The following is a 21,198-nucleotide window of genomic DNA, read 5'->3' as shown; positions in this document are numbered from 1 at the left end:
TTTTATAAAAGTAGAAATAAATTTAGGATATATGTCTAATAATATATGAAAGCTGATGCGTTTACTATTTTATCATTCTATAACACGGTCGACGTTATCTGTCTGATCAAACGTTTTAACGCTAATGATTTAACGGGTTTTCGTAAAAATAGAAAATTTGCATCGCTGGTGTGTTGCCTAACTTGTTCAGAAGGATCGGCAGAGCAGATCACACAAGGGCTTTGCCAATGCTCTTTACGTAATAAATGGCTTACCAAATCAACGCCATTGGTATTATTATCGAGATGGTAATCAGCAATGATGAAGCGAGCGGGTTGTTGCATTTGAGTCACAATCTTAGTTAGCGATTCTTTATCTTTCGCGGTATAAACCAAACAGCCCCATTCAATCAATTGTGAAGATATAGCGGTTAACATCAACGCATCATTATCAATAACTAATACTGACATATCAGCAAAGTCTTCATTGATAGTACCGGTATTTTTAATGTCATGGCTTGCTGTTTTATTCGGTATTTTGTTAGATAAGTTACCTGGTAGATTGACGGCTTTATGCTCAACTCTCGGTAGCTCAAGCATAAAGCATGTGCCTTTTCCTACGGTCGATTTAAGTGATATTTTCAAATCGAGTAACGAAGCCATACGTTCGGCAATGGCTAAGCCTAATCCTAGACCTGGTATCTCACGATTTTGCTCTAATCGCTCAAACTCTTGAAAAATAGTCAGTTGTTTATCGACCGCTATCCCCGGGCCGTTATCCCAAACTTCAATACGGACAACGTCTTTTTTGTGGCGAACACCTAAAACTATTTTGTTGGTAATACCGGCTTTGTCACCGGCTTTGTCACCGGTTTTATCACGGCAATAATGTACAGCGTTTGATAAAAAATTTTGTAGTATTCTACGTAACATACGCTTATCGGAATTTACCCATGTTGAACTAGCTTGATAACTAAAGCTAATGTCATCTTGTTGGGCTAAAACGGTAAACTCATTCTTTAACGGTATTAATAACTCATCTAACGCAAAGTGGTTCTTCTCAATAATGTCTAAGTTATTATCAAGACGTGAGATTTCGACTAAATCGGAAAGTAGCGCTTCAACAACATTCAATGAATCGTCAATATTATTAGCCAGTTGTGCTAATTCGTCATTTTCGACTTTCTTTTTCAGCATCGAAGTAAATAGTGACAACGCATTAAAGGGCTGCATTAAGTCATGGCTGGCGGCAGCTAAAAAACGTGTTTTACTGCTGTTGGCTGCTTCAGCTTCTGCTTTAGCACGTCTCAGCTCTTGCGTTCTTTCTTCAACACGCCTTTCTAAACTTTCGTTAGCTTTTTGTAAGGCTTTTTCTGCTTCAATATGGGCGGTAATATCAGAAAAGGTGCTAACAAAACCGCCACCAGGCATTGATTGCCCCCTAATTTCTAATACCACGCCATTGGGCATAGAACGCTGAAAGTAATGGTTATGCCCCATACGCATATGCTCAATACGTCGGGTAATTAAATCTTCACCTTCGTCGTGCCTACTAGGGCTTTCTCCAGTACCTGTAATTATGCCTTTGGCAATGTTATAGCGTAATAACTCTTCAATAGGCTTTCCTGCACAGACAAACCCTTCAGGATAATCAAGCAATTGAATATAGCGTTGATTCCAAGCAACTAAGCGCATATCGGCGTCAATGACACTAATACCTTGTTCAATATTCTCTACCCCTGATTGTAATAACTCGCGGTTAAAGCGAAACATTTGGTTGGCTTCATCGACAATACTTACAACATCTTCTAGCGGCATATCCTGAGATGTGGAGGCTGCTTTCATTACCATGCGTGTTGACGCTGAGCCTAGTACACCCGAAAGCTGTAGACGAGTGTATTCAATGTTGCTTTCGTTTTTCCCACTACTTTTAGCAAAGGTAATTAACGCTTCAGCAGCCGGTTTATCAATAAAGCGTACTAATAAACTGTATAAATCATCGAGGGATAAATTCCGTTCAAACTGATTTTGGCTTTTATTGACAAAATATTCGGCTTGTAATTTTTCACCGACACTGCGTTGGCTGATTAATGAGACAACAACGTAACAGATAACGTTGAGCAGCAAACTGTAAAAAACACCATGGCTAGTACTATCTAAAAAATCAACGCCAAAGAGGGCTGTAGGCTTTAACCAAGTCATTTGCCATAAGCCTGTTTCAATCCACTGGCTGTTGGGAATTAACGCTGGTAAAAACAAGGTATAGAGCCAGACTATACTGCCGATAATTAAGCCAGTTAATGCCGCTTTTGCATTGGCTTTACGCCAGTACAAAGCACCGATGGTGGCCGGAGCAAATTGTGAAAGTAAAACAAATGATAACAAGCCGATAGTAGCGAGGTGATTTTGCTGAGCAATGATACGCTCGAAAATGAAGGCGAGCAGTAAAATAATAGCGATAGAACCACGACGCAGGTTAAGTAATAGCCCAGACATTTGTTGTTTTTGTTTGGTATTAAATAATCGGAACTTTAATACCAGTGGTGTTAATACCTCGGTTGATACCATGGTACTCAATACAATAGCGGCGACGATTACCATGCTGGTTGCTGCAGCTAAGCCACCAATATAAACCGTAATGCCAAGCCAAGCTTGTTGGTAAAAAAGTGGGAGAGTTAACACATAAGTATCGGCATCGACACTGCCGCCGGGGAAGGTTAACTGCCCAGCAATTGCGATAGGTAAAATAAAAACATTAATAAGTAATAGGTATAAAGGAAACAGCCAACGGGCAGTTTTTAACTCTTGTTGATGGTGATTTTCAATCATCATCATATGAAACTGCTGAGGTAAGATAAATATAGTAATCGCCCCTAATACTGCTTGTGCTACTGCAAGATAAACAGAATTAGTGCCAGTAATTGAGCTGATATTTTCACCTTGGTTGATTAAGTCGGCAAAACCATCAAAAACATAGAAGGTGGCAAAAATACCTACTGCTGTTAAGGCAAACAATTTAATAACAGAGCTAAAAGCGATGGCCAGTACTAACCCTTGATTTTGTTTATTGGCGGCTATTTGGCGCGTACCAAATAAAATACTGAAAAAGATAAGTACGATAGTCACCACAAAAGCAGTGCTGATACCCGACTGATAAGTACCGGTTAATAGATCAAAACTGGTACTGATGGCGCGAAGTTGCAGTGCGATATAGGGAATAATACCCGTTAGTGCAACCAGGGTAACCAGCGCAGCAACTTTAGGCGAACGGTCGTAGCGAAAAGCAATGAAATCGGCAATGGAAGTTAAATTTTGCTGCTTAACGATCAGGAGAATTTTGTGTAGCATTGGCCAAGCCAGCACTAAACAAAGAATAGAGCCGATATAAATTGGCGCAAGCCATGCCCCTGTAGTGGCTGCTTGTCCAACGGTGCCATAAAATGCCCATGAGCTACAGCTAACGCCCAGCGATAAACTATAAACCCAAGGTTTACAGCTCCAATTTTCAGATGCTTGATTTTGTCCCCAATGGGCAACAATAAAAAGTACTGCCAAATAAGCAATGGACAGTATCGTGATAAGCCAAGTATCGAGTGAAAGCCAAACTAACAAGAACTATCCTTTATGGTGTGATCTGTCTCAAAAATAATGTACCAAGCGATTAACTTATTTAAGTTAGCGATTAATATGAATATATATAACACTATGGTCAGCATAACACGGCCTATCTAACGGGGTAGTGAACTAAGGTAGTAGTTATTTGCTAACAGTCATACGCTAATCTAAAGGTAAATATTTACCTTGATTAGAAACTATCATATATGAAAATCAGTAACAAATACTTGGTTGAAGCCATTGTTTTTATTAGTTATGTACTATTTGCTATGGCTTGGGTAGGCGGCACAGCAAGTATGGGGCAAATAATGTCGGCTATGCACATAGATAGTTTAGCTTCTGCAAGCTTTATCAGTGGCGCGGTAACCTTGGCAAAAATTGTTGGTACGTTCGCTGCTGCTTGGGTTGCGTTAAAGTTTGGCCTTAAGTATGCTTTTTTTATTGCTAGCTTGTTTATAGCCATTGGTTTATTAACGCCCTTTGCTCCTAACTATGAATTGTTATTGCTAAGTCGATTCCTGATGGGATTAGGTGGAGCGTTCATGATCGTCTACTTTAATCCTATTGTTATGCAATGGTTTCCAGTTAATGAGCGCCCTGTAATTAACGGTCTTAACGCGGTTGCTTTTAATATTGGTACGGGTGTCGTGTTATGGAAAATGACCGCAATCAACCAATTCACTGGGGATTGGAAAATTAGTTTGATTAGCTTTTCAATTGCTAGTTTATTGCTAAGTTTTGTTTGGCTATTGGTAAATTTTGAACCTGAGACTCAGGGACACGACCAAGAGAGTCAAACCGTCGAAAATTACAGTTATATTGATGGTCTAAAGGATAAATTTATTTGGGCTTACGGCTTAACTTATTCGGGTTTATTGGCATTTTATATCTGTCTATTTACTTTTTACCCTAAAGCCGGCATTAGCCAGAGTAAGTGGGTGATAGGTTTTGGTATTGTTGGTACATTAGCGGGTATTATTTACAGTAAAAAAATGCCACTTCGTTTACCTGTTATTCGATGGTCTGGTGCTATGATGGTGCTGACTATTATTGGGGTATCTTTTAGTAGCAGTGTTTGGTTACAAACTCTATCTGCCATTGTATTAGGATTTTTTATTTTCTTCCCTATCACTGCGCTGGTTTCTATTCCACATGAGTTACCTAAAATGACAGGGCAACGTATTACCGTAGTATTTAGTTTTTTCTATTCAATCAGCTACTTACTTTCTACTGTTATCTTATGGCTATTTGGTAAATTAGTGGATATGAATCAAGGTGATTATACCGCTTCATTTATTCTCATTTCATTAATAAGTAGTACCTTTTTTATTGGCAGTTTTTTCTTGCCTGAAACGGGTAAGGTTAAAGAATCAACAATTAAGGACAAGTTATGCGCGGAATAATATCTCCCAAGTTAGTACCACTGCTTGAGCAAGCAAATATTGCCATTGCGGCGGCCAAAGCAACAGGGCAGGGGTTTAGTGCTGAATTAGTTAGACAGGGCTTAGATAACTTATCAGCGCTAATGGGGTCAGGGCCAAATATAGCGATAGTAAAAGATACTATTTTAGCGTCCTCTAGCCATAATATTCCAGTTCGTATTTATAATCCCGCGCCTAATGAAGTATTGCCAGTATTATTGCATTTTCATGGCGGTGGACATATGTGTGGCAGTGCCGATTTATATGATCCCATTAGTCGTAAACTCGCGCTTGCTACTCAGGCTATTGTCATTTGTGTTGATTATCGGTTAGCACCTGAATACCCATATCCAGCAGGCTTGGATGATTGTCAGCAAGTACTTGAACGCTATCAAAGCCTTCTGACAGAAATGAAGTATAGTGATGAACTCTATATTGCTGGTGATAGTGCTGGCGGTGCCATCTGTACTAGTTTAGTGATGAATAACTCAATTAATGAAAAGACCAGTGATTCGATAAAAATTGATAAACAAATTTTGGTTTATCCGAGTGTGGATTACACCATGGCGAGTGCTTCTATTGATGAAAATGGTCAAGGTTTCTTATTAGAAAAAGATAAAATGCATTGGTACTTTCAGCAGTACTTCCAAGTAAGTAGTTTAGAGCAAGATGAAATCACGCAAACCAAAATAGTGAAAGCATCACCATTACTTGGTAAGTTTTCAGCGAATATGCCAACAACTTTGGTCATTACTGCTGGATGCGACCCGCTAAGAGATGAAGGTGTCGCTTATGCTAAATCGTTGAAGGAAGTCGGCGTAAATGTTGAACACCATTCTTTTGATGGTATGACTCACGCCTATATGTTGCTAAATGATTTAGTTAGCGATGAATGCCAACAAACTTATCAGCTCATTGGACAATTTGTTAAAGCAGGTATTAATGACCAATAATTTTACCTTGCTGTTAGTTCGCTTTACCTAGTTTAGTAGGCTCGATTTTTATTCTTAAATATAAATCAGCCTTCACTTATAGAGCAACAGTTCATTCAATCTCTAAAACTAGGGATGATAAACCTCGTTATTGAGGCTTTTGACCGAGGGGAATAATACCGTCTTGAATAACAGTTAACTTGGGCATAAAGGGAATGTCGATATCTAATTTGGCCTTCAATTGGTAACTGATATCTTGTCCTTTACTATTCATAAGCGCTCTAATCACCTTGAAGCCTCCCATTAAGCTGGTTGAAACAGGAACCACAAAGCGTGACTCTCCGTATGCTGTTGCAGTGGGGATATTCGCGGCAACACCATGAGCTAAGGCCTCTCCTGCCACGCTCAGTTGATAGCTAATACCATTGAACGGCAATTCAAAATTATTAGGGTTGGTTAATTTCAATCCTATTTCAAAATTTTGTTCGAAGCCATTAGCTGGCAAAGCCTTAAAAGAAACTAACTCGATAGTGGGCTCTTCGTAGTCTAGATTCATGGTGGCGCAGCCAGACAAAAAAAGTAGTGCAGCCACGAAAAATATACGTATGGGCAGTGTTCTAGCTAAAGTCATTCTTTATCCTTGGGAGTGATTTCTTTCAACTTATATTAAAAGGGTAATGGTTGGTACATTTTTCTCGTTATGATTAGATTATTCTCTACACAGCCAACTACTGATATTACTGAGACTTATCACTAATATGACATAAATTATTAATTATAAAATATCTGGTATAAAAATTTAAATTAATTATCTGCTTAGCGAATAAAGTAGTCCTTGGGGGAGAACTTGAATCTCAGATTAATGTTTGTTTAAAAAATATAGAGAACACTAGTTATGCTCTCTATTTATCAGTGATAACAAATTAACTTCTATAATTAATTGCAGTGAAGGGCAATGAAACAGGTATTTTAAAAAGGCTTGTTATTGAGCGGTCCAAGCGCCATCCATAGGCAATGACGAACCGGTAATGCTGCGGGCACTATCACTGCAAAGAAAGAGGATGAACTCACCAATTTGACGAGGCGCCATCATATCAGGTACAGGCTGTTTGGCGGTAATAAGTTGGTATTTTGCTTGCTCAAAGCTGGTACTTTCTTTATTGGCAATTTCAGTGATTTGATCATTGATAAGTGGCGTATCTACCCAGCCTGGACAAATAGCATTGGCAGTAATGCCATGTTCTGCGCACTCAAGAGCAACGACTTTAGTCAGGCCAACAATGCCATGTTTTGCTGCACAATATGCGACTTTATTTTTAGAGGCAACAAGGCCATGAACAGAAGCAATATTAACAATTCTGCCCCATGAGTTGGCTTTCATACCACTTAAAGCGTGCTGAGTCGTATGAAAGGCAGCGGTTAAATTAATGGCAATGATGGCATTCCATTTACTCTCTGGAAAAGTATCCACTGCTTCTGTATGTTGAATACCTGCATTGTTGATCAAGATATCAATCGAGCCCATCGTTTTTGTGGCTTTATCCATAAAAATGCTAATGGCACTTGAGTCCATTAAGTTAGCATTATCGAATAAGGTTTTTATTTGATATTTTTCAGAAAACTCCTGCGCTAGGTTAGCGCCTTCATCATCGCTCATCAAACCATGTAAGACTAAATTAATACCTTGCTCAGCCAATACGTGAGCACTGGCTAAGCCAATACCACTTGTTGAACCAGTAATAAGTGCTGTTTTACCTTTCAATGTTGTGCTTTGTAATGGAGTACTTTCTAACATATTGTTTCCTTTTTATTATCAGTAAAGAAGAACAGCATATCTTTTGAGGTAATATCGTCCATGCTGCATTCGGAAATTGAGTTGAATCTAACGGATTAATTACCTTAGCTGAATTGAAGGAGAGTTGAGTTACTACCTTAGTGCCATTCAGGAAAAATAAGGATGACAGTGGATCGATTTACTTACTTGAGGGTTTTTGCAACGTTATAAATGGATGGTGGTAAAGCTGTTGATAATGAGGTGCCTTACTTTATTTAAATAGTGGAAAGTTACACTTAATTGAACGTGCTCCAGGAGTTTCAGTAGAAGAGATTATAAAACTAACCCAGAGGGGGAAACTTGTGGTTAACGGAGATATATTTATAAGGTGCTTTGTTGATAGGCTTTCATTGCGATAAATTTACTTTAATTAATGCTGGAAAAGACAAAATCATTAAGTATTTTAACTGCTTAAGTATAATTTAGCTGAGTAAAAGGCGTGTGACTATTCGCCTTTTACTGTCTGGTCTTTAGATAAATTAGCTGAGTGTTATTGGCGGCACTTAATTGCAGGGTTAACATTGATAATACCTGCTTCGTTGACCGTGGCAGTTTTGCCATCCTGTTTTAGTATCGCTAACCTAGCATCACCAATTGAGCGTACATAGGTAAGTAGGTAACCAAACTGGCCTAGGGTACATACGGTATATTGCTGGCTTAAGTTAAGTTTGTCCCACATAGCGTCTTTATCATGAGCTTGTTGTCTGCTATCAGTAATGAAAGCAGTAACAGGGGTAAAGTTACTGTGCTGTCTTAAAGTATTTAACATAATATCTGTCTCACTCTTTAGTTAGTGATGAGATATTAGCTAAGTCTTACTAGGAATGTTGTAGGCAATTGTTAGCTTGTTGTTACTACTTGTATGGTTACTATTTGAACAGTAATAAAAGCGTTTAAAGAAAGTTGGTACTTCTTTGAATATTCGAGCGAGAAGTTCTTAGCGGCGATGCTATTTTGAGTTTTTTTCTGCTTCTGCTTCCGTTTGTTGCTCTTTGATTTTAGCTTCTTTAATACGCCATTTTTGTAATTCGGCGTAATAGTGATCCCAAACACAAGGATTACAGGCACCACCACCACAACAATCATCATCTGCTGGAGCCATTGGTTTTTCATGGGAATTCGACATATAATTTTTAACTCAAAATAAGTGGAGTATTTACTAATTCTTATGATGCTAGAATAACAAAAAGCTCTGCAATTGCAGAGCTTTTATTTATTCAGAATTGTGTATTAGCTAGCCAAGTTCAGCTAACTTTTGCTCTAAATAATGAATGTTAGCGCCGCCATTAACAAAACCTTGATCATTTAAAATGTCTTGATGCAAAGTAATGTTAGTTTTGATGCCATCAATCACTAACTCTGATAAAGCATTACGCATACGTGCAATCGCTACATCACGGTTATCACCCCAAGTAATTAATTTACCAATCATAGAGTCATAATGTGGAGGTACAGAGTAATCAGCATAAATATGAGAATCCCAACGTACGCCTAAACCACCTGGTGGGTGGAAACGCGTAATTTTACCCGGTGAAGGGATAAAGGTACGAGGATCTTCCGCATTAATACGACATTCAATAGAGTGACCTGAAACCTTGATGTCATCTTGGGTATAAGATAACGGTTGACCAGCAGCAACACGAAGTTGTTCTTTGATCAAATCAACACCAGTGATCATTTCAGTTACTGGATGTTCAACCTGAATACGTGTATTCATTTCAATGAAATAGAATTCACCATTTTCATACAAAAATTCAAAGGTACCAGCACCGCGATAGTTAATGTCAACACAAGCTTTACAACAACGCTCACCAATTTTAGCGCGCATTTCAGGCGTAATACCAGGTGCAGGAGCTTCTTCTACTACTTTTTGATGACGACGTTGCATTGAACAATCACGTTCACCTAAGTGAATTGCAGCGCCTTTGCCGTCAGCCATTATTTGAATTTCAACATGACGTGGATTTTCAAGGAATTTTTCCATGTAAACCATATCATTTTTGAAAATTGTGCCGGCTTCTTTTTTGGTTAAAGCAATTGACTCAACTAATTCAGCTTCGCTACGGACAACGCGCATGCCACGACCACCACCGCCACCAGCAGCTTTAACGATAATAGGGTAACCAATACGTTTAGCATGGGCTTTGTTTGCTTCTTCATCGTCATCTAATGGGCCATCAGAACCTGGTACGCAAGGTACACCTGCAACTTTCATTGCTTTGATAGCTTGAACTTTATCACCCATAATACGGATGCTTTCTGCTTTTGGACCGATAAAGGCAAAACCAGAGTTTTCAACTTGCTCAGCAAAATCAGCATTTTCTGCTAAAAATCCATAACCTGGATGAATAGCTACAGCATTAGTTAATTCTGCTGCCGTTATGATTGCAGGAATATTAAGGTAGCTATCTGGCGCTGGTGCTTTACCAATACAAATGGTTTCATCAGCTAATAATACGTGTTTAAGATTTTTGTCAGCAGTTGAGTGAACCGCTACAGTTTTAATACCTAACTCTTTACAAGCACGTAATATTCTTAAGGCAATTTCGCCACGGTTGGCGATAACAACTTTATCTAACATGGAATAACCCTTCTGGTTAGGCTTATTCAATGATGAATAGCGGTTGGTCAAATTCAATGGCGTCTTCATTTTGTGCTAAAATTTCTTTAATAACGCCAGACTTATCAGCTTCAATTTGGTTCATCATTTTCATTGCTTCAACAATACAAAGAGTATCGCCAGCATTTACATGCTTGCCAACTTCAGCAAATGCTGGAGAGTCAGGTGAAGCAGAAGCATAGTAAGTACCAACCATTGGAGAACGAACTATATGGCCAGTAACTACTGGAGCAGCGGCCACAACAGGAGCTGCTGCAACTGGTGCTGCTAAAGGAGCTGCCATAGGGGCTGCTTGCATCATAGGAGCAGCTTGCATAGCGACAGCACCACGGCTGATTCGTACTGATTCTTCACCTTCAGAGATCTCTAATTCGTTGATACCAGACTCTTCAACAAGTTCGATAAGTTTTTTGATTTTACGAATATCCATTGGGACACCTTAATTTGAGTGACTAAAAATAATATATTTTAAATATAAGTTAATGATTGGTCATTAACTGTTACGGTTTGTTATTAGTTCTTATTTATCTACTTGTGCTTTATTTAGGTATGTATAAGCAGCGTCTAGGGCAAAGCTATAACCTTGCGCACCAAAACCGCAAATCACACCTGTGGCAATATCAGATAGATAAGAATGTTTTCTGAAAGCTTCACGAGCATGCACATTTGATAAATGTACTTCGATAAAAGGTATGGCAACAGAAAGTAAGGCATCTCTTATCGCAACACTAGTATGTGTGAAAGCGGCAGGGTTGATGATAATAAAATCTACTTGTTGATAGCCATTATGAATGGCATCGACCAATTCATGCTCAGCATTTGATTGCAGGTGTTTTAACACAATATTTTTTTGATCAGCTTGCAAGCCTAGATCAGCTATAATCTCGGATAGGCCTTGATTGCCATATATAGTAGGCTCTCGCTTACCAAGCATATTCAAGTTTGGGCCATTTAACACTAAAACAGTAAACTTTGCGGTCATCTTCTGTTAAAACACCATTAAAAATTAATTTCCCTAATAATTACACAAAATGACGTCGCTGTGAATAAAAAAAAGCATCATTTCTCTATTTTTTTTGTTATTGGCGATAATAGTGATGTTTTCGAAGAATATAGCAGCAAAGTACTGGTCAAACCTCTTTTAGGTGCATGTAAATGTTGATTTTTTGTTTATTTGAGCTATTATTATCAAGTTATTTTTATTATTACATTGATTTTAAATAGTTTTTTACATTTATTCGGTTTCATTGTAAGGGATCCCTTATTAAATATTATTCACTCGTTATTGTTCTCATCTTTGCCTGTCTTGTATCTTCACAAGCTGTAGCCATTGAGATAGTAACTCATCCGCAAGTTACTGAAATTAGCTTAACCAAGTCACAACTACGGCGTATCTATACGATGCGTCAATTACGTTGGAGTGATAATAGTGCAATTAATGTCTTTGTATTACCGAGTCAGCACGAACTCCATCAACGATTTGCTAAAGAACGGTTACAAATATTTCCTTATCAACTTAATCGGATTTGGCATAAGTTAACTTACTCGGGGTTAGGTGTCGCACCAACAATAGTGGCTTCTGAAAAAGAGCTTATTCAAGCGGTTACTAAAACACCCGGTGCAATTGGTTATATAGATGACGATACGTTAAAAAAGTTAAAGCAAAATGAAAGTACTAACAGGATAGAAGCCCCTGATATGGAAGCAGGTCAGCAGGCTAGTGGTAAAGGAGTAGTAAATGTTATCAAAATTAAAGACTAATGCTGCAGTGGAAATGTCTAACAGAGTTAATAATTTGTATTGTTTTAAACGGTTTATTTCCAGAGCAGTCATGCTTGCGTTAATCTTTACTGGTTATTACGCAGGAGCTACCCAAGCTGAAGAAAATGAAACTTATTCTAATTCGCAAGATTTTCAATTACATGGTTTTATCTCACAAGGATTGATTAATGTTGATGGTAGTGATTTTGTAAATGATGATGGTGATCTGTCTGCAGAATTAACTGAAATCGGCCTTAATGCATCTTATCAATTATCGGATAAGTTTCGCCTTGCCGGGCAAGTGGTTTACTTAGATGGTGGGAATCGCTACTCACAAGGTGCAAGAATTGATTATGCATTAGTGGACTGGTCGGCGTTTACCAGTGAACATTGGCAAGCCAATGTATATATTGGGCGCTTTAAAAACAATCATTGGCTCTACTCTAGTTCTAGAGATATTCCTTTTGCTAGACCCAGTATTATTTTACCGCAATCAGTATATTTTGATGGTTTTAGAGATATTGCGGTAGGCAGTGATGGCATTGCAACTAAAGTTAGTTATAGTACTGATGACTATGGTAATTTCGATTGGCAATTAAGTTATGGCAAATCACCTATTTCAGATGAACAGACAAAAAATATTTTAAGTGAATTTGCTCAAGGAAGTGCTGAGCAAAATTATGATGCTCAAACAAGCTTGTATTGGCAACCCGCATTTTCACCTTGGCGTTTTGGTATTTCATTGCTTGATGCAGGGTTTAGTTATAACCAAGGAAACGCAGAAAGTGGTGATGTGTTTTCTGATAGTGATTTTAATTTTCAATTTTATACTATGAACGCTCTGTATGAAGGTGAAAATTGGGAGTTTAGCGGTGAAATATATCAACAGCGTTTCACTATCGATGGTTTTTATTATCCAGGATTTCAACTTGATAATATTGGACAAGGTTTTTACTTACAGTCACGTTATAAGTTAACGCAAAAAGTAACGTTATTAGCACGCTATGAAGATTTTTACCTAAATAAAGATGATAAAGATGGTAAAAAGATAGAAGCGGCGACAGGTGGTGCAATTCCTTATTATTTCGGCTTTCATAAAGATATTACCTTAGGGCTAAACTACGATATTACCAGTAACTTTAGTGCTCGCATGGAATATCATTGGGTAAATGGCGCAGGTAGACTCACACCTGTAGTAGTGCCTAATACCCAAATTAATGACTCCGAAGATTGGCAAATGTGGGCTATTCAGTTGATGTATTGGTTTTAGAAGTAGTGTTATGAATATAAAATTTGTTGGTGTACCAACCAAGCTTTTGGTACTAATAATCTCAACCTTGCTGCTTTTAGCTGTAGGGTTTTCTTCGTTATCCTATTGGCGTTTACAAGCCGATTATCAAGAATTTCAGCAAAATAATATTGTCCAAGGTCAAGTGCAAGTTAATTTGCACAATAGTATTTTACGCACCAAAATTACCGTTTGGTTAGAGTCCTTTACCGACTTGATTCAATTATCACAGCAAGATGATTTTTCTAATCTAGCCTTGCAGTTAGAGAAGCAATATGACGCGCTACAGTTACACCTTAACGTTGAAGATATCTGGTTAGTTGATGAGAAACAAAATATTTTATTTGCTACCAATGACTTCCCTGCAGTAGTGCAAGATAACATTGCACAAGTCTTTAGATTACAAGAACCAGAACATCGAATATATTGCCCACAAAGCTGTCAATTGTTATTGAGTTTACCTTTACTCAATAAGCAAGGTGATATGGTGGTTGTTACCATGAGTACTTCATTGGTTGATATGCTGTTTGCTTTGAAAACCACTTTAGATAGAGATGTTGCTGTAATTCGGATACCCGCTAATGGTGAAATTAACTCGTCCTCAGCTAAAGTAATTTCGGCATCTAATATGCGACTAACAGAGTCCTTATTAGCGATGAATAAACCTGATTCAGCACTTAATCAAGTATTAGCGCAGGGGTTACACTTAGATTTAGAAAAAAATAGCTACCTGATAAATCTATTAACTTTATCAGAGCAAGACAAACAAGGTTTTTATCTCGCTTTAATTGATGATGTGACAGCTTATAAAGCAAAGAATGATGCATACCAAAAGCGCTTTATATTATCTTTGAGTCTTATTTTTAGCTTACTAGCGGCATTTGTTTACTTTATTTCTAGTCCATTTACGAAACGATTATTGCTGTTATCTAACGCGCTTCCGTTATTAGCACAGAAAAAGTTTGATCAGTTTAGACAAGTTGACCTAAAAAGACCTCGAATGTTTGCGGATGAATTAGATGTATTAGCTCATTCATCTGAAGAGCTGAGCTTTGAATTAGAACAACTCAACTTAGTGGTAGAGCAAAAAACTAAAGAGTTAGAAAATATAGCGATGTATGATTTGCTGACGGGTTTGCCTAATCGTAATATGCTTAATTATCAATTGCGTAAGTCATTAGCAAATATTGCTCGCCATAAAAGTGGTGTTGCTGTGCTGTTTCTCGATTTAGATGACTTTAAAAAGGTTAATGACAGTAATGGTCATAATATTGGTGATAAGTTACTTATTCAAGCTGCCGAGCGAGTTCGGGTTAGTGTTGGTGAACTAGATTTAGCGAGTCGTTTTGGCGGTGATGAATTTGTTATTGTGCTTAGCCATCTTAATGGTGTTGATGAAGCTATCGAAGTAGCGGAGAAGGTACTGTTACAGTTTAAAGAGTCGATAAAACTTGGCTCTAATATATTTTATGTTTCAACGAGTATTGGTATTGCTTATACAGAATCAGCGACAGAAAAGTCGGATGATTTGATCAGCCATGCTGATATCGCCATGTATGAAGCAAAAGATAATGGCGGTGGTCAGTATCACATCTATCACCAAGAAATGTTTCAACGTGTCGCTCATAGGGTGATGCTTGAAGGTGAAGTCAGACAAGCGTTAGCTAAACAGCAGTTTAGTCTAAGTCTACAACCGCAGATATGTGCAAAAACTAAAAAGCTATATGGTTTTGAAGCACTATTACGCTGGCAACACCCTGAACGCGGAATGATCTCGCCAGAGGACTTTATTCCTATTTTAGAAAACTCTCAACATATGATCGAATTAGGTTATTGGATTATTCGCCGATGCTTTGAGTTAGTAATAAGTATCAAAGAATACGGACTAGAAAACATACGTATTGCGATTAATTTATCTGCGGGACAGTTTATGGATGCTAATTTACCGCATTTCCTGAATGATTTATTGGTCGAATTCTCATTAACAGCGAAAAATTTTGAACTAGAGCTTACTGAGCAAACGTTAGTGAAAGATATGGATCATACCATTGCTATGATGGAGTCCTTGAAAGTTATTGGCTTTAGTTTTGCTATTGATGATTTTGGTACGGGTTATTCATCGTTAGCGTATTTAAAGAAAATGCCTGTTGATGTTATTAAAATAGATAAGAGTTTTATTTTTGGCATGTTAGAAAATCATTCTGACTTTCAAATTATTACTTCGACTATCGCAATGGTTAAAAACTTAGGTTTGACGGTAGTAGCAGAAGGGGTAGAAACACAAGCGCAATTACGTAGCTTAACTGAAAATGATTGCGATATTATTCAAGGCTATTATTATTCTAAACCTATCCCAGAAAAAGACTTGTTTACTATGTTAGATAAGCAAACAACAAAAGGCTATTGGAAAGTAGCCAAGAAAATTGAGCCAGATTTATCAACAGGTAAGTCTGCTTGAGTTAGGTTTTCTTAAGTAACACCATTTTAATTAAGTTTGTGATCTCGTTATGCGTAGTGAAAATCAATCAATGCGCTCAATTGGCTAATAGATAGCTATTGGGATTGAGCGTAACGCGGTCTTGGAATATTTTAATCCACATCAGTGGGCAGTGGTTCAATCAGAATAGTATAAAGCCAGCCTAAGTTGAGGCTGGCTTTATTTAAGTGAATATACTTTTCAATTATTAACGTGACTATTTAAATATAGACTTCACGTGGGCACTGAACTCAGCAGCTTTCATAAAACCTGTGGTACGTTGCTTAGTTAATTCATTTCCTTGTAAATCAAAGAACAGAATAGAGGGGAGACCCAATATAGTATAGTGCTGAACAAGTTCGGCATTATCAGTTGAGTCAAACTCTGTCATGTCAATTTGCAACCACACACTATTACTCAATGCCTTTTGTACGTCAGCATCTACGAACGTATATTTTTCAAATTCTTTACAGGCAATACACCAATCAGCGTATAAGTCTACCATCACTGTTTTGCCCTGCATGTTGGCCTTTTTTACTTCATCTTCTAATTGCGCTAAAGACGTTACTTGCTTAAAACTAGCATGCTGAGCATTATTGGTAACATTATTACTGCTTGGATAGATTAACTGGTAAGCAAGGTTAGCGCCAAAAAACAGCATCAAAAATATGACCAGGGAACGTAAGCCATACCAAAAGCCCTTTCCTTGTTGATCATTTTGCGCTGCTGCGTGATTTTGATTAGCAACATAGAAGTAGCTCGCACTGACTAATATCAATAATGCCCATAACGCTTGGCTAGCAACTTCTGGGATAAATCGTTCTAATAAAAATACTGGTACAGCAAGTAATAATAGGCCGAAAATATTTTTGATGATATTCATCCAAGCGCCAGCTTTAGGCAGTAACTTACCACCAGAACTACCTAAAATAAGTAAAGGTAATCCCATACCTAAACTTAATGCATATAATGCAGAAGCACCTAAGACGACATCGCCTGTTTGAGAAATGTAAAGCAGTGCGCCTGTGAGTGGCGCCGTGGTACAAGGAGAAGCGACTAAGCCTGAAATAACACCCATCATTAATACGCCAGTAATGGAGCCTCCTTTTTGCTTGTTACTTACATTATTTAGTTTATTCTGCCAGCTTGCCGGTAACGCTAAGTTAAAGACACCAAACATTGATAGCGCTAAAAAGATGAATAAAATACTCAAACCAATTAATACTATTGGGTGTTGAAAAACGGCTTGGAACTTAGCGCCTGCCATTGCAACAACCACGCCTAAAAGGGTGTAAGTTATTGCCATGCCTTGTACGTAGAAAAAAGATAAGGTAAATGCTTTTTTAGTCGTTAACCCTTCTCCTTGACCAACAATAATACCCGTTAAAATAGGGTACATAGGGAAAACGCAGGGGGTAAATGATAATAATAGACCGCCAACAAAAAAGGCAATGAGAGTTAATAACAGGCTATCTTGCTTGAGCATATCAGATAACTGATGCTGCTCACTTTTTTTAACTTCGCCTTCGTTTGTCTGTTGGTTTGCATCGGAACTTGGTGTTGCTGTACCTTCACCTATAATAAATTTGCTTAACTTAATTACCTTACTTGTTGGTGGGTAACATAGACCTTTTTCGGCACACCCCTGATAAGTGATTTTGATACTGGCATCATTTGATACATTTTCAAGGTTTACAGTGAATGCTAGGTTTTCAGTAAATATCTTTTGAACGCCAAAAAATTCATCTTCGTGGTCTATGCCATCAGGTAATAAAACAGAGGTAAATTGAGTGTTTTTACCTTTAAATTTAAACTGATGACGGTAAAGATAATACTCAGGAGCAATATCGAAACTAACTTCAAGCAGGTTATTTTTCTGATAAAAATTAAAAGCGAATGCTTGATCAACTTTTAAAAATTCATCATCATTACTAAATAAACTGCTATTAGAAACATCAAAAATAGATTGCTTTTCTTGTGCAGCAGCGGGGTTAAGAGTAAAAGCTGCTAACATCAGAAAGCAAAGAGATAGTAAGTTTTTCATTAAGTCTACTTCAAAGAGTTAGTGATCCAGTTTAAATAATGTTTATCACCTTGCTGGATATTCAAGGCAATAACTTCCACCACGTCATATGGGTGTAATTGATTAATTCGATCACTTAAGGTGGCGAATTTATTTTCATCAGTTTTTATCAATAATTGTACTTCATTGTCGCAATGTAACTCCTCTTGCCAACAATAAATAGAGGTAATGTTTGGCACTATATTAACGCAGGCGGCAAGTTTCTCTGTAACCAAGTGCTGAGCAATTTTTTTAGCTACTATTTCATCGGGACAGGTTGTTAATACTAATTGATACAAAATTGTTACCTATAACTGTATTCCTATTGATAGTATACCTTGAGTATTAAGGAAAACTTAGGCTTCTATCAACTGCCCTTGAAAAAGACCTGTTTAGCCCAATATAAGTTTCATAGAAAATAAGGAATCATTATGTTTCAACTATTATTTGTACTTTTTATCATTATCCCTATCATCGAAATAACGGTGATTATGCAAGTGGGTGCTTTACTCGGATTGTGGCCAACAATCGCTATTGTTATTTTAAGTGCTTGGTTAGGCGCAAAATATGTACGTCAGCAAGGTTTGGCTACGTTACAGTCGGTGCAAACAAAAATGGCACAAGGTGAAATGCCATCAGGGGAAATAGTCACGGGTTTAATGTTATTAGTGGCTGGTGTTTTATTAGTAACTCCTGGCTTTGTTACCGATATTTTTGGTTTGTTGTTATTGGTGCCTAGTGTGCGTGTGGCAATTGCTACTCAAGTACAAAAACATATTAAGGTTAACCAACTTGGTGGAGGCGCCTCTTTTCATCACAGCACTACTGGTAATGTCTATCAGCATGAAGAGTCAGCTGAACCTTTTACTTCATCAAAAGCTTCATCAAATGAACCTATTTCACATCACCAAGGCGATACCTTGGAAGGTGAATTCAAACGTAAAGATTAGTTGTGATTAAGTTTTTTTAGTTTAGGGCTTGTGAAGATTTATTTTATCCCCATTTCTATTATCAACTATATAGTTGTTAATTATGACTAGTAACCTTACAAAATAATTGAGTTATCTCAGGAGAGAATTAATGAGCATTCGTCCACTACATGATCGTGTAATTGTTAAACGTAAAAAAGTTGAATCAAAATCAGCTGGCGGTATTGTATTAACAGGCAGCGCAGCGGAAAAATCAACACGTGGTGAAGTTATTGCTGTAGGTAATGGCCGTATCTTAGAAAATGGTGAAGTACGCCCATTAGACGTAAAAGTTGGCGATCAAGTTATCTTTAGTGAAGGTTACGGCGTTAAAACTGAAAAAATTGATGGCGAAGAAGTCTTAATTCTTTCAGAGTCAGACATTTTAGCGATCGTTGAGTAGTCACAGAAATTTTAAAGTCGCCTCTTCATCTTAAGGGTGACATCAGAAGTACTCACTTACTATCGTAAGCTCCGTGCTTCTTCTTTGCACTTAAGCGATTTTACATAATTAAAATGTTGCTTGAGTGTATAGATTCAAATTAATTATTTATAAATAAACAAAATTACAGGAATAAATAACATGGCTGCAAAAGACGTATTATTTGGAAATGACGCACGAACTAAAATGTTACGTGGCGTAAATGTATTAGCTGACGCGGTAAAAGTAACATTGGGACCAAAAGGTCGTAACGTAGTTATTGATAAATCTTTTGGTGGTCCAACAATCACTAAAGATGGTGTTACCGTAGCTAAAGAAATCGAATTGGATGATAAATTTGAAAACATGGGCGCGCAAATGGTGAAAGAAGTTGCTTCTAAAGCCAATGATGAAGCCGGTGATGGAACAACTACTGCGACTGTTTTAGCACAAGCTATAGTTAACGAAGGTTTAAAATCTATCGCTGCGGGCATGAACCCAATGGATCTTAAACGTGGTATCGACAAAGCAGTTATTGCTGCTGTTGCGGCATTAAAAGATGCATCAACACCAGTTACTGATAATAAAGCAATTGAGCAAGTAGGTACTATCTCTGCAAACTCAGATGAAACTGTTGGTCAAATCATTGCAACAGCAATGGACAAAGTAGGCGCTGAAGGCGTAATTACTGTTGAAGAAGGTCAAGCATTAACTGACGAATTAGATGTTGTTGAAGGCATGCAATTCGATCGCGGTTACTTATCTCCATACTTTATCAACAAGCAAGAAAACGGCACGGTTGAACTTGAAAACCCATTCATCTTACTAGTAGATAAAAAAGTATCGAACATTCGTGAATTACTAACTACTCTTGAAGCCGTAGCTAAATCAGGTAAGCCATTACTAATTATTGCTGAAGATGTTGAAGGTGAAGCACTAGCAACATTAGTAGTAAATAACATGCGTGGCATCGTTAAAGTTGCTGCTGTTAAGGCACCAGGTTTTGGCGACCGTCGTAAAGCAATGTTACAAGACGTTGCGACACTAACGGCTGGTACCGTAATTTCTGAAGAAATTGGTATGGAATTAGAGAAAGCGACTTTAGAAGACTTAGGTCAAGCTAAACGTGTTGTTATTTCTAAAGACACAACAATCATTATTGACGGCATTGGTGAAGAAGCAGACATTAAAGCACGCGTTTCTCAAATTCGTGGTCAAATCGAAGACTCTTCTTCTGATTACGACAAAGAAAAATTACAAGAGCGCTTAGCTAAACTAGCTGGCGGTGTTGCAGTAATTAAAATCGGTGCTGCAACTGAAATTGAAATGAAAGAGAAAAAAGCACGTGTTGAAGATGCATTGCATGCAACTCGCGCAGCCGTTGAAGAAGGTGTTGTTGCTGGTGGTGGTGTTGCATTAGTTCGCGCTGCTGAAGCAATTAAAGATCTTGAAGGCATTAACGAAGACCAAACACACGGCATTAACGTAGCTATTCGTGCGATGGAAGCGCCACTTCGTCAAATCGTAGCAAACTGCGGTGACGAAGCTTCAGTTGTACTTAATGAAGTACGTAACGGTGAAGGTAACTACGGTTACAATGCGGGTAACAGTACTTACGGCGATATGATTGCAATGGGTATCTTAGATCCAACTAAAGTAACGCGTTCAGCACTACAATTTGCTGCTTCTGTTGCAGGTTTAATGTTAACGACTGAAGCTATGATTACTGATGCACCTCAAGATTCAGCTCCTGCTATGCCAGATATGGGCGGTATGGGCGGTATGGGTGGCATGGGCGGTATGATGTAATTTATGCTTGTCT

18 protein-coding genes are annotated in these 21,198 nt (G+C 37.9%); 8 read left to right on the top strand and 10 right to left on the bottom strand.

Features of this window, described 5'->3' with window-relative positions; genetic code table 11:
- Positions 1 to 77: 77 nt before the first annotated feature.
- On the bottom strand, positions 78 to 3,590 hold the full coding sequence (locus tag CXF79_RS01655) for a PAS domain-containing hybrid sensor histidine kinase/response regulator (RefSeq protein WP_101153644.1): 3,513 nt from the start codon (positions 3,588 to 3,590) through the stop codon (positions 78 to 80).
- 209 nt (positions 3,591 to 3,799) lie between these two features.
- On the opposite strand from CXF79_RS01655, the gene CXF79_RS01650 reads away from it, so the two are divergent.
- Positions 3,800 to 4,996 carry an MFS transporter gene (locus CXF79_RS01650; RefSeq protein WP_101153643.1) on the top strand — a complete coding sequence of 399 codons (1,197 nt, stop codon included), beginning with the start codon at positions 3,800 to 3,802 and terminating at the stop codon, positions 4,994 to 4,996.
- A complete protein-coding gene (locus CXF79_RS01645) occupies positions 4,984 to 5,967 on the top strand; it encodes an alpha/beta hydrolase (protein WP_101153642.1) in 984 nt (327 codons plus the stop codon). The genes CXF79_RS01650 and CXF79_RS01645 overlap by 13 nt, the downstream gene beginning before the upstream one ends.
- Positions 5,968 to 6,094: 127 nt before the next feature.
- Here the strand turns inward: CXF79_RS01645 and CXF79_RS01640 are convergent, their stop codons facing one another.
- From CXF79_RS01640 to aroQ, 7 genes are all read right to left on the bottom strand, one after another.
- A complete protein-coding gene (locus tag CXF79_RS01640) occupies positions 6,095 to 6,577 on the bottom strand; it encodes an LEA type 2 family protein (RefSeq protein ID WP_101153641.1) in 483 nt (160 codons plus the stop codon).
- Positions 6,578 to 6,928: 351 nt separating this feature from the next.
- Entirely contained in the window at positions 6,929 to 7,741 is an 813-nt protein-coding gene (locus CXF79_RS01635; RefSeq protein WP_101153640.1) for a 3-hydroxybutyrate dehydrogenase, read from the bottom strand.
- Between the two features lie 529 nt (positions 7,742 to 8,270).
- Positions 8,271 to 8,549, bottom strand: a complete 279-nt coding sequence (locus tag CXF79_RS01630) for a hypothetical protein (RefSeq protein WP_101153639.1) — start codon at positions 8,547 to 8,549, stop codon at positions 8,271 to 8,273.
- A gap of 180 nt (positions 8,550 to 8,729) precedes the next feature.
- Complete coding sequence (locus CXF79_RS01625) at positions 8,730 to 8,906, bottom strand: oxidoreductase-like domain-containing protein (protein WP_011041788.1); 177 nt, start codon at positions 8,904 to 8,906, stop codon at positions 8,730 to 8,732.
- Between the two features lie 108 nt (positions 8,907 to 9,014).
- Positions 9,015 to 10,361: an acetyl-CoA carboxylase biotin carboxylase subunit gene (gene accC / locus CXF79_RS01620; RefSeq protein ID WP_011041789.1), complete on the bottom strand. Its 1,347-nt coding sequence runs from the start codon at positions 10,359 to 10,361 to the stop codon at positions 9,015 to 9,017.
- Positions 10,362 to 10,383: 22 nt separating this feature from the next.
- Positions 10,384 to 10,830 carry an acetyl-CoA carboxylase biotin carboxyl carrier protein gene (accB, locus tag CXF79_RS01615; RefSeq protein ID WP_011041790.1) on the bottom strand — a complete coding sequence of 149 codons (447 nt, stop codon included), beginning with the start codon at positions 10,828 to 10,830 and terminating at the stop codon, positions 10,384 to 10,386.
- Between the two features lie 90 nt (positions 10,831 to 10,920).
- On the bottom strand, positions 10,921 to 11,382 hold the full coding sequence (gene aroQ, locus CXF79_RS01610) for a type II 3-dehydroquinate dehydratase (protein WP_011041791.1): 462 nt from the start codon (positions 11,380 to 11,382) through the stop codon (positions 10,921 to 10,923).
- Between the two features lie 419 nt (positions 11,383 to 11,801).
- Here aroQ and CXF79_RS01605 point away from each other — a divergent pair, with 419 nt between their 5' ends.
- Genes CXF79_RS01605 through CXF79_RS01595 form a run of 3 tightly spaced genes read left to right on the top strand, consistent with a single transcriptional unit; the run spans position 11,802 to position 15,907 of the window.
- Positions 11,802 to 12,161, top strand: coding sequence for a hypothetical protein (locus CXF79_RS01605; protein WP_011041793.1), 360 nt, complete (start codon positions 11,802 to 11,804; stop codon positions 12,159 to 12,161).
- Complete coding sequence (locus tag CXF79_RS01600) at positions 12,139 to 13,431, top strand: hypothetical protein (RefSeq protein WP_101153638.1); 1,293 nt, start codon at positions 12,139 to 12,141, stop codon at positions 13,429 to 13,431. Before CXF79_RS01605 ends, CXF79_RS01600 begins: the two co-directional genes overlap by 23 nt.
- A gap of 10 nt (positions 13,432 to 13,441) precedes the next feature.
- Positions 13,442 to 15,907 carry a putative bifunctional diguanylate cyclase/phosphodiesterase gene (locus tag CXF79_RS01595; RefSeq protein ID WP_101153637.1) on the top strand — a complete coding sequence of 822 codons (2,466 nt, stop codon included), beginning with the start codon at positions 13,442 to 13,444 and terminating at the stop codon, positions 15,905 to 15,907.
- Between the two features lie 235 nt (positions 15,908 to 16,142).
- On the opposite strand, the gene CXF79_RS01590 is transcribed toward CXF79_RS01595, so the two are convergent.
- Both CXF79_RS01590 and cutA read right to left on the bottom strand, forming a co-directional pair.
- Entirely contained in the window at positions 16,143 to 17,969 is a 1,827-nt protein-coding gene (locus CXF79_RS01590; RefSeq protein WP_101153636.1) for a protein-disulfide reductase DsbD, read from the bottom strand.
- Between the two features lie 5 nt (positions 17,970 to 17,974).
- The gene (gene cutA, locus CXF79_RS01585; RefSeq protein WP_011041797.1) at positions 17,975 to 18,286 is read right to left on the bottom strand and encodes a divalent-cation tolerance protein CutA; all 312 of its coding nucleotides are present in this window, start codon (positions 18,284 to 18,286) and stop codon (positions 17,975 to 17,977) included.
- A 132-nt stretch (positions 18,287 to 18,418) separates the two neighbouring features.
- On the opposite strand from cutA, the gene CXF79_RS01580 reads away from it, so the two are divergent.
- The 3 genes from CXF79_RS01580 (at position 18,419) to groL (ending at position 21,185) form a co-directional block, all read left to right on the top strand.
- The gene (locus CXF79_RS01580) at positions 18,419 to 18,937 is read left to right on the top strand and encodes an FxsA family protein (protein ID WP_101153635.1); all 519 of its coding nucleotides are present in this window, start codon (positions 18,419 to 18,421) and stop codon (positions 18,935 to 18,937) included.
- A 130-nt stretch (positions 18,938 to 19,067) separates the two neighbouring features.
- On the top strand, positions 19,068 to 19,358 hold the full coding sequence (locus CXF79_RS01575) for a co-chaperone GroES (RefSeq protein WP_011041799.1): 291 nt from the start codon (positions 19,068 to 19,070) through the stop codon (positions 19,356 to 19,358).
- A 180-nt stretch (positions 19,359 to 19,538) separates the two neighbouring features.
- Entirely contained in the window at positions 19,539 to 21,185 is a 1,647-nt protein-coding gene (groL, locus tag CXF79_RS01570) for a chaperonin GroEL (RefSeq protein WP_011041800.1), read from the top strand.
- The last annotated feature ends 13 nt before the right edge of the window (positions 21,186 to 21,198 follow it).

It is taken from the genome of Colwellia sp. Bg11-28, from assembly GCF_002836245.1.
GTDB lineage: Bacteria > Pseudomonadota > Gammaproteobacteria > Enterobacterales > Alteromonadaceae > Colwellia > Colwellia psychrerythraea_A.
The sequence above is the reverse complement of the archived record's forward strand: the minus strand, read 5'-3'. Positions and strand labels throughout refer to the sequence as shown.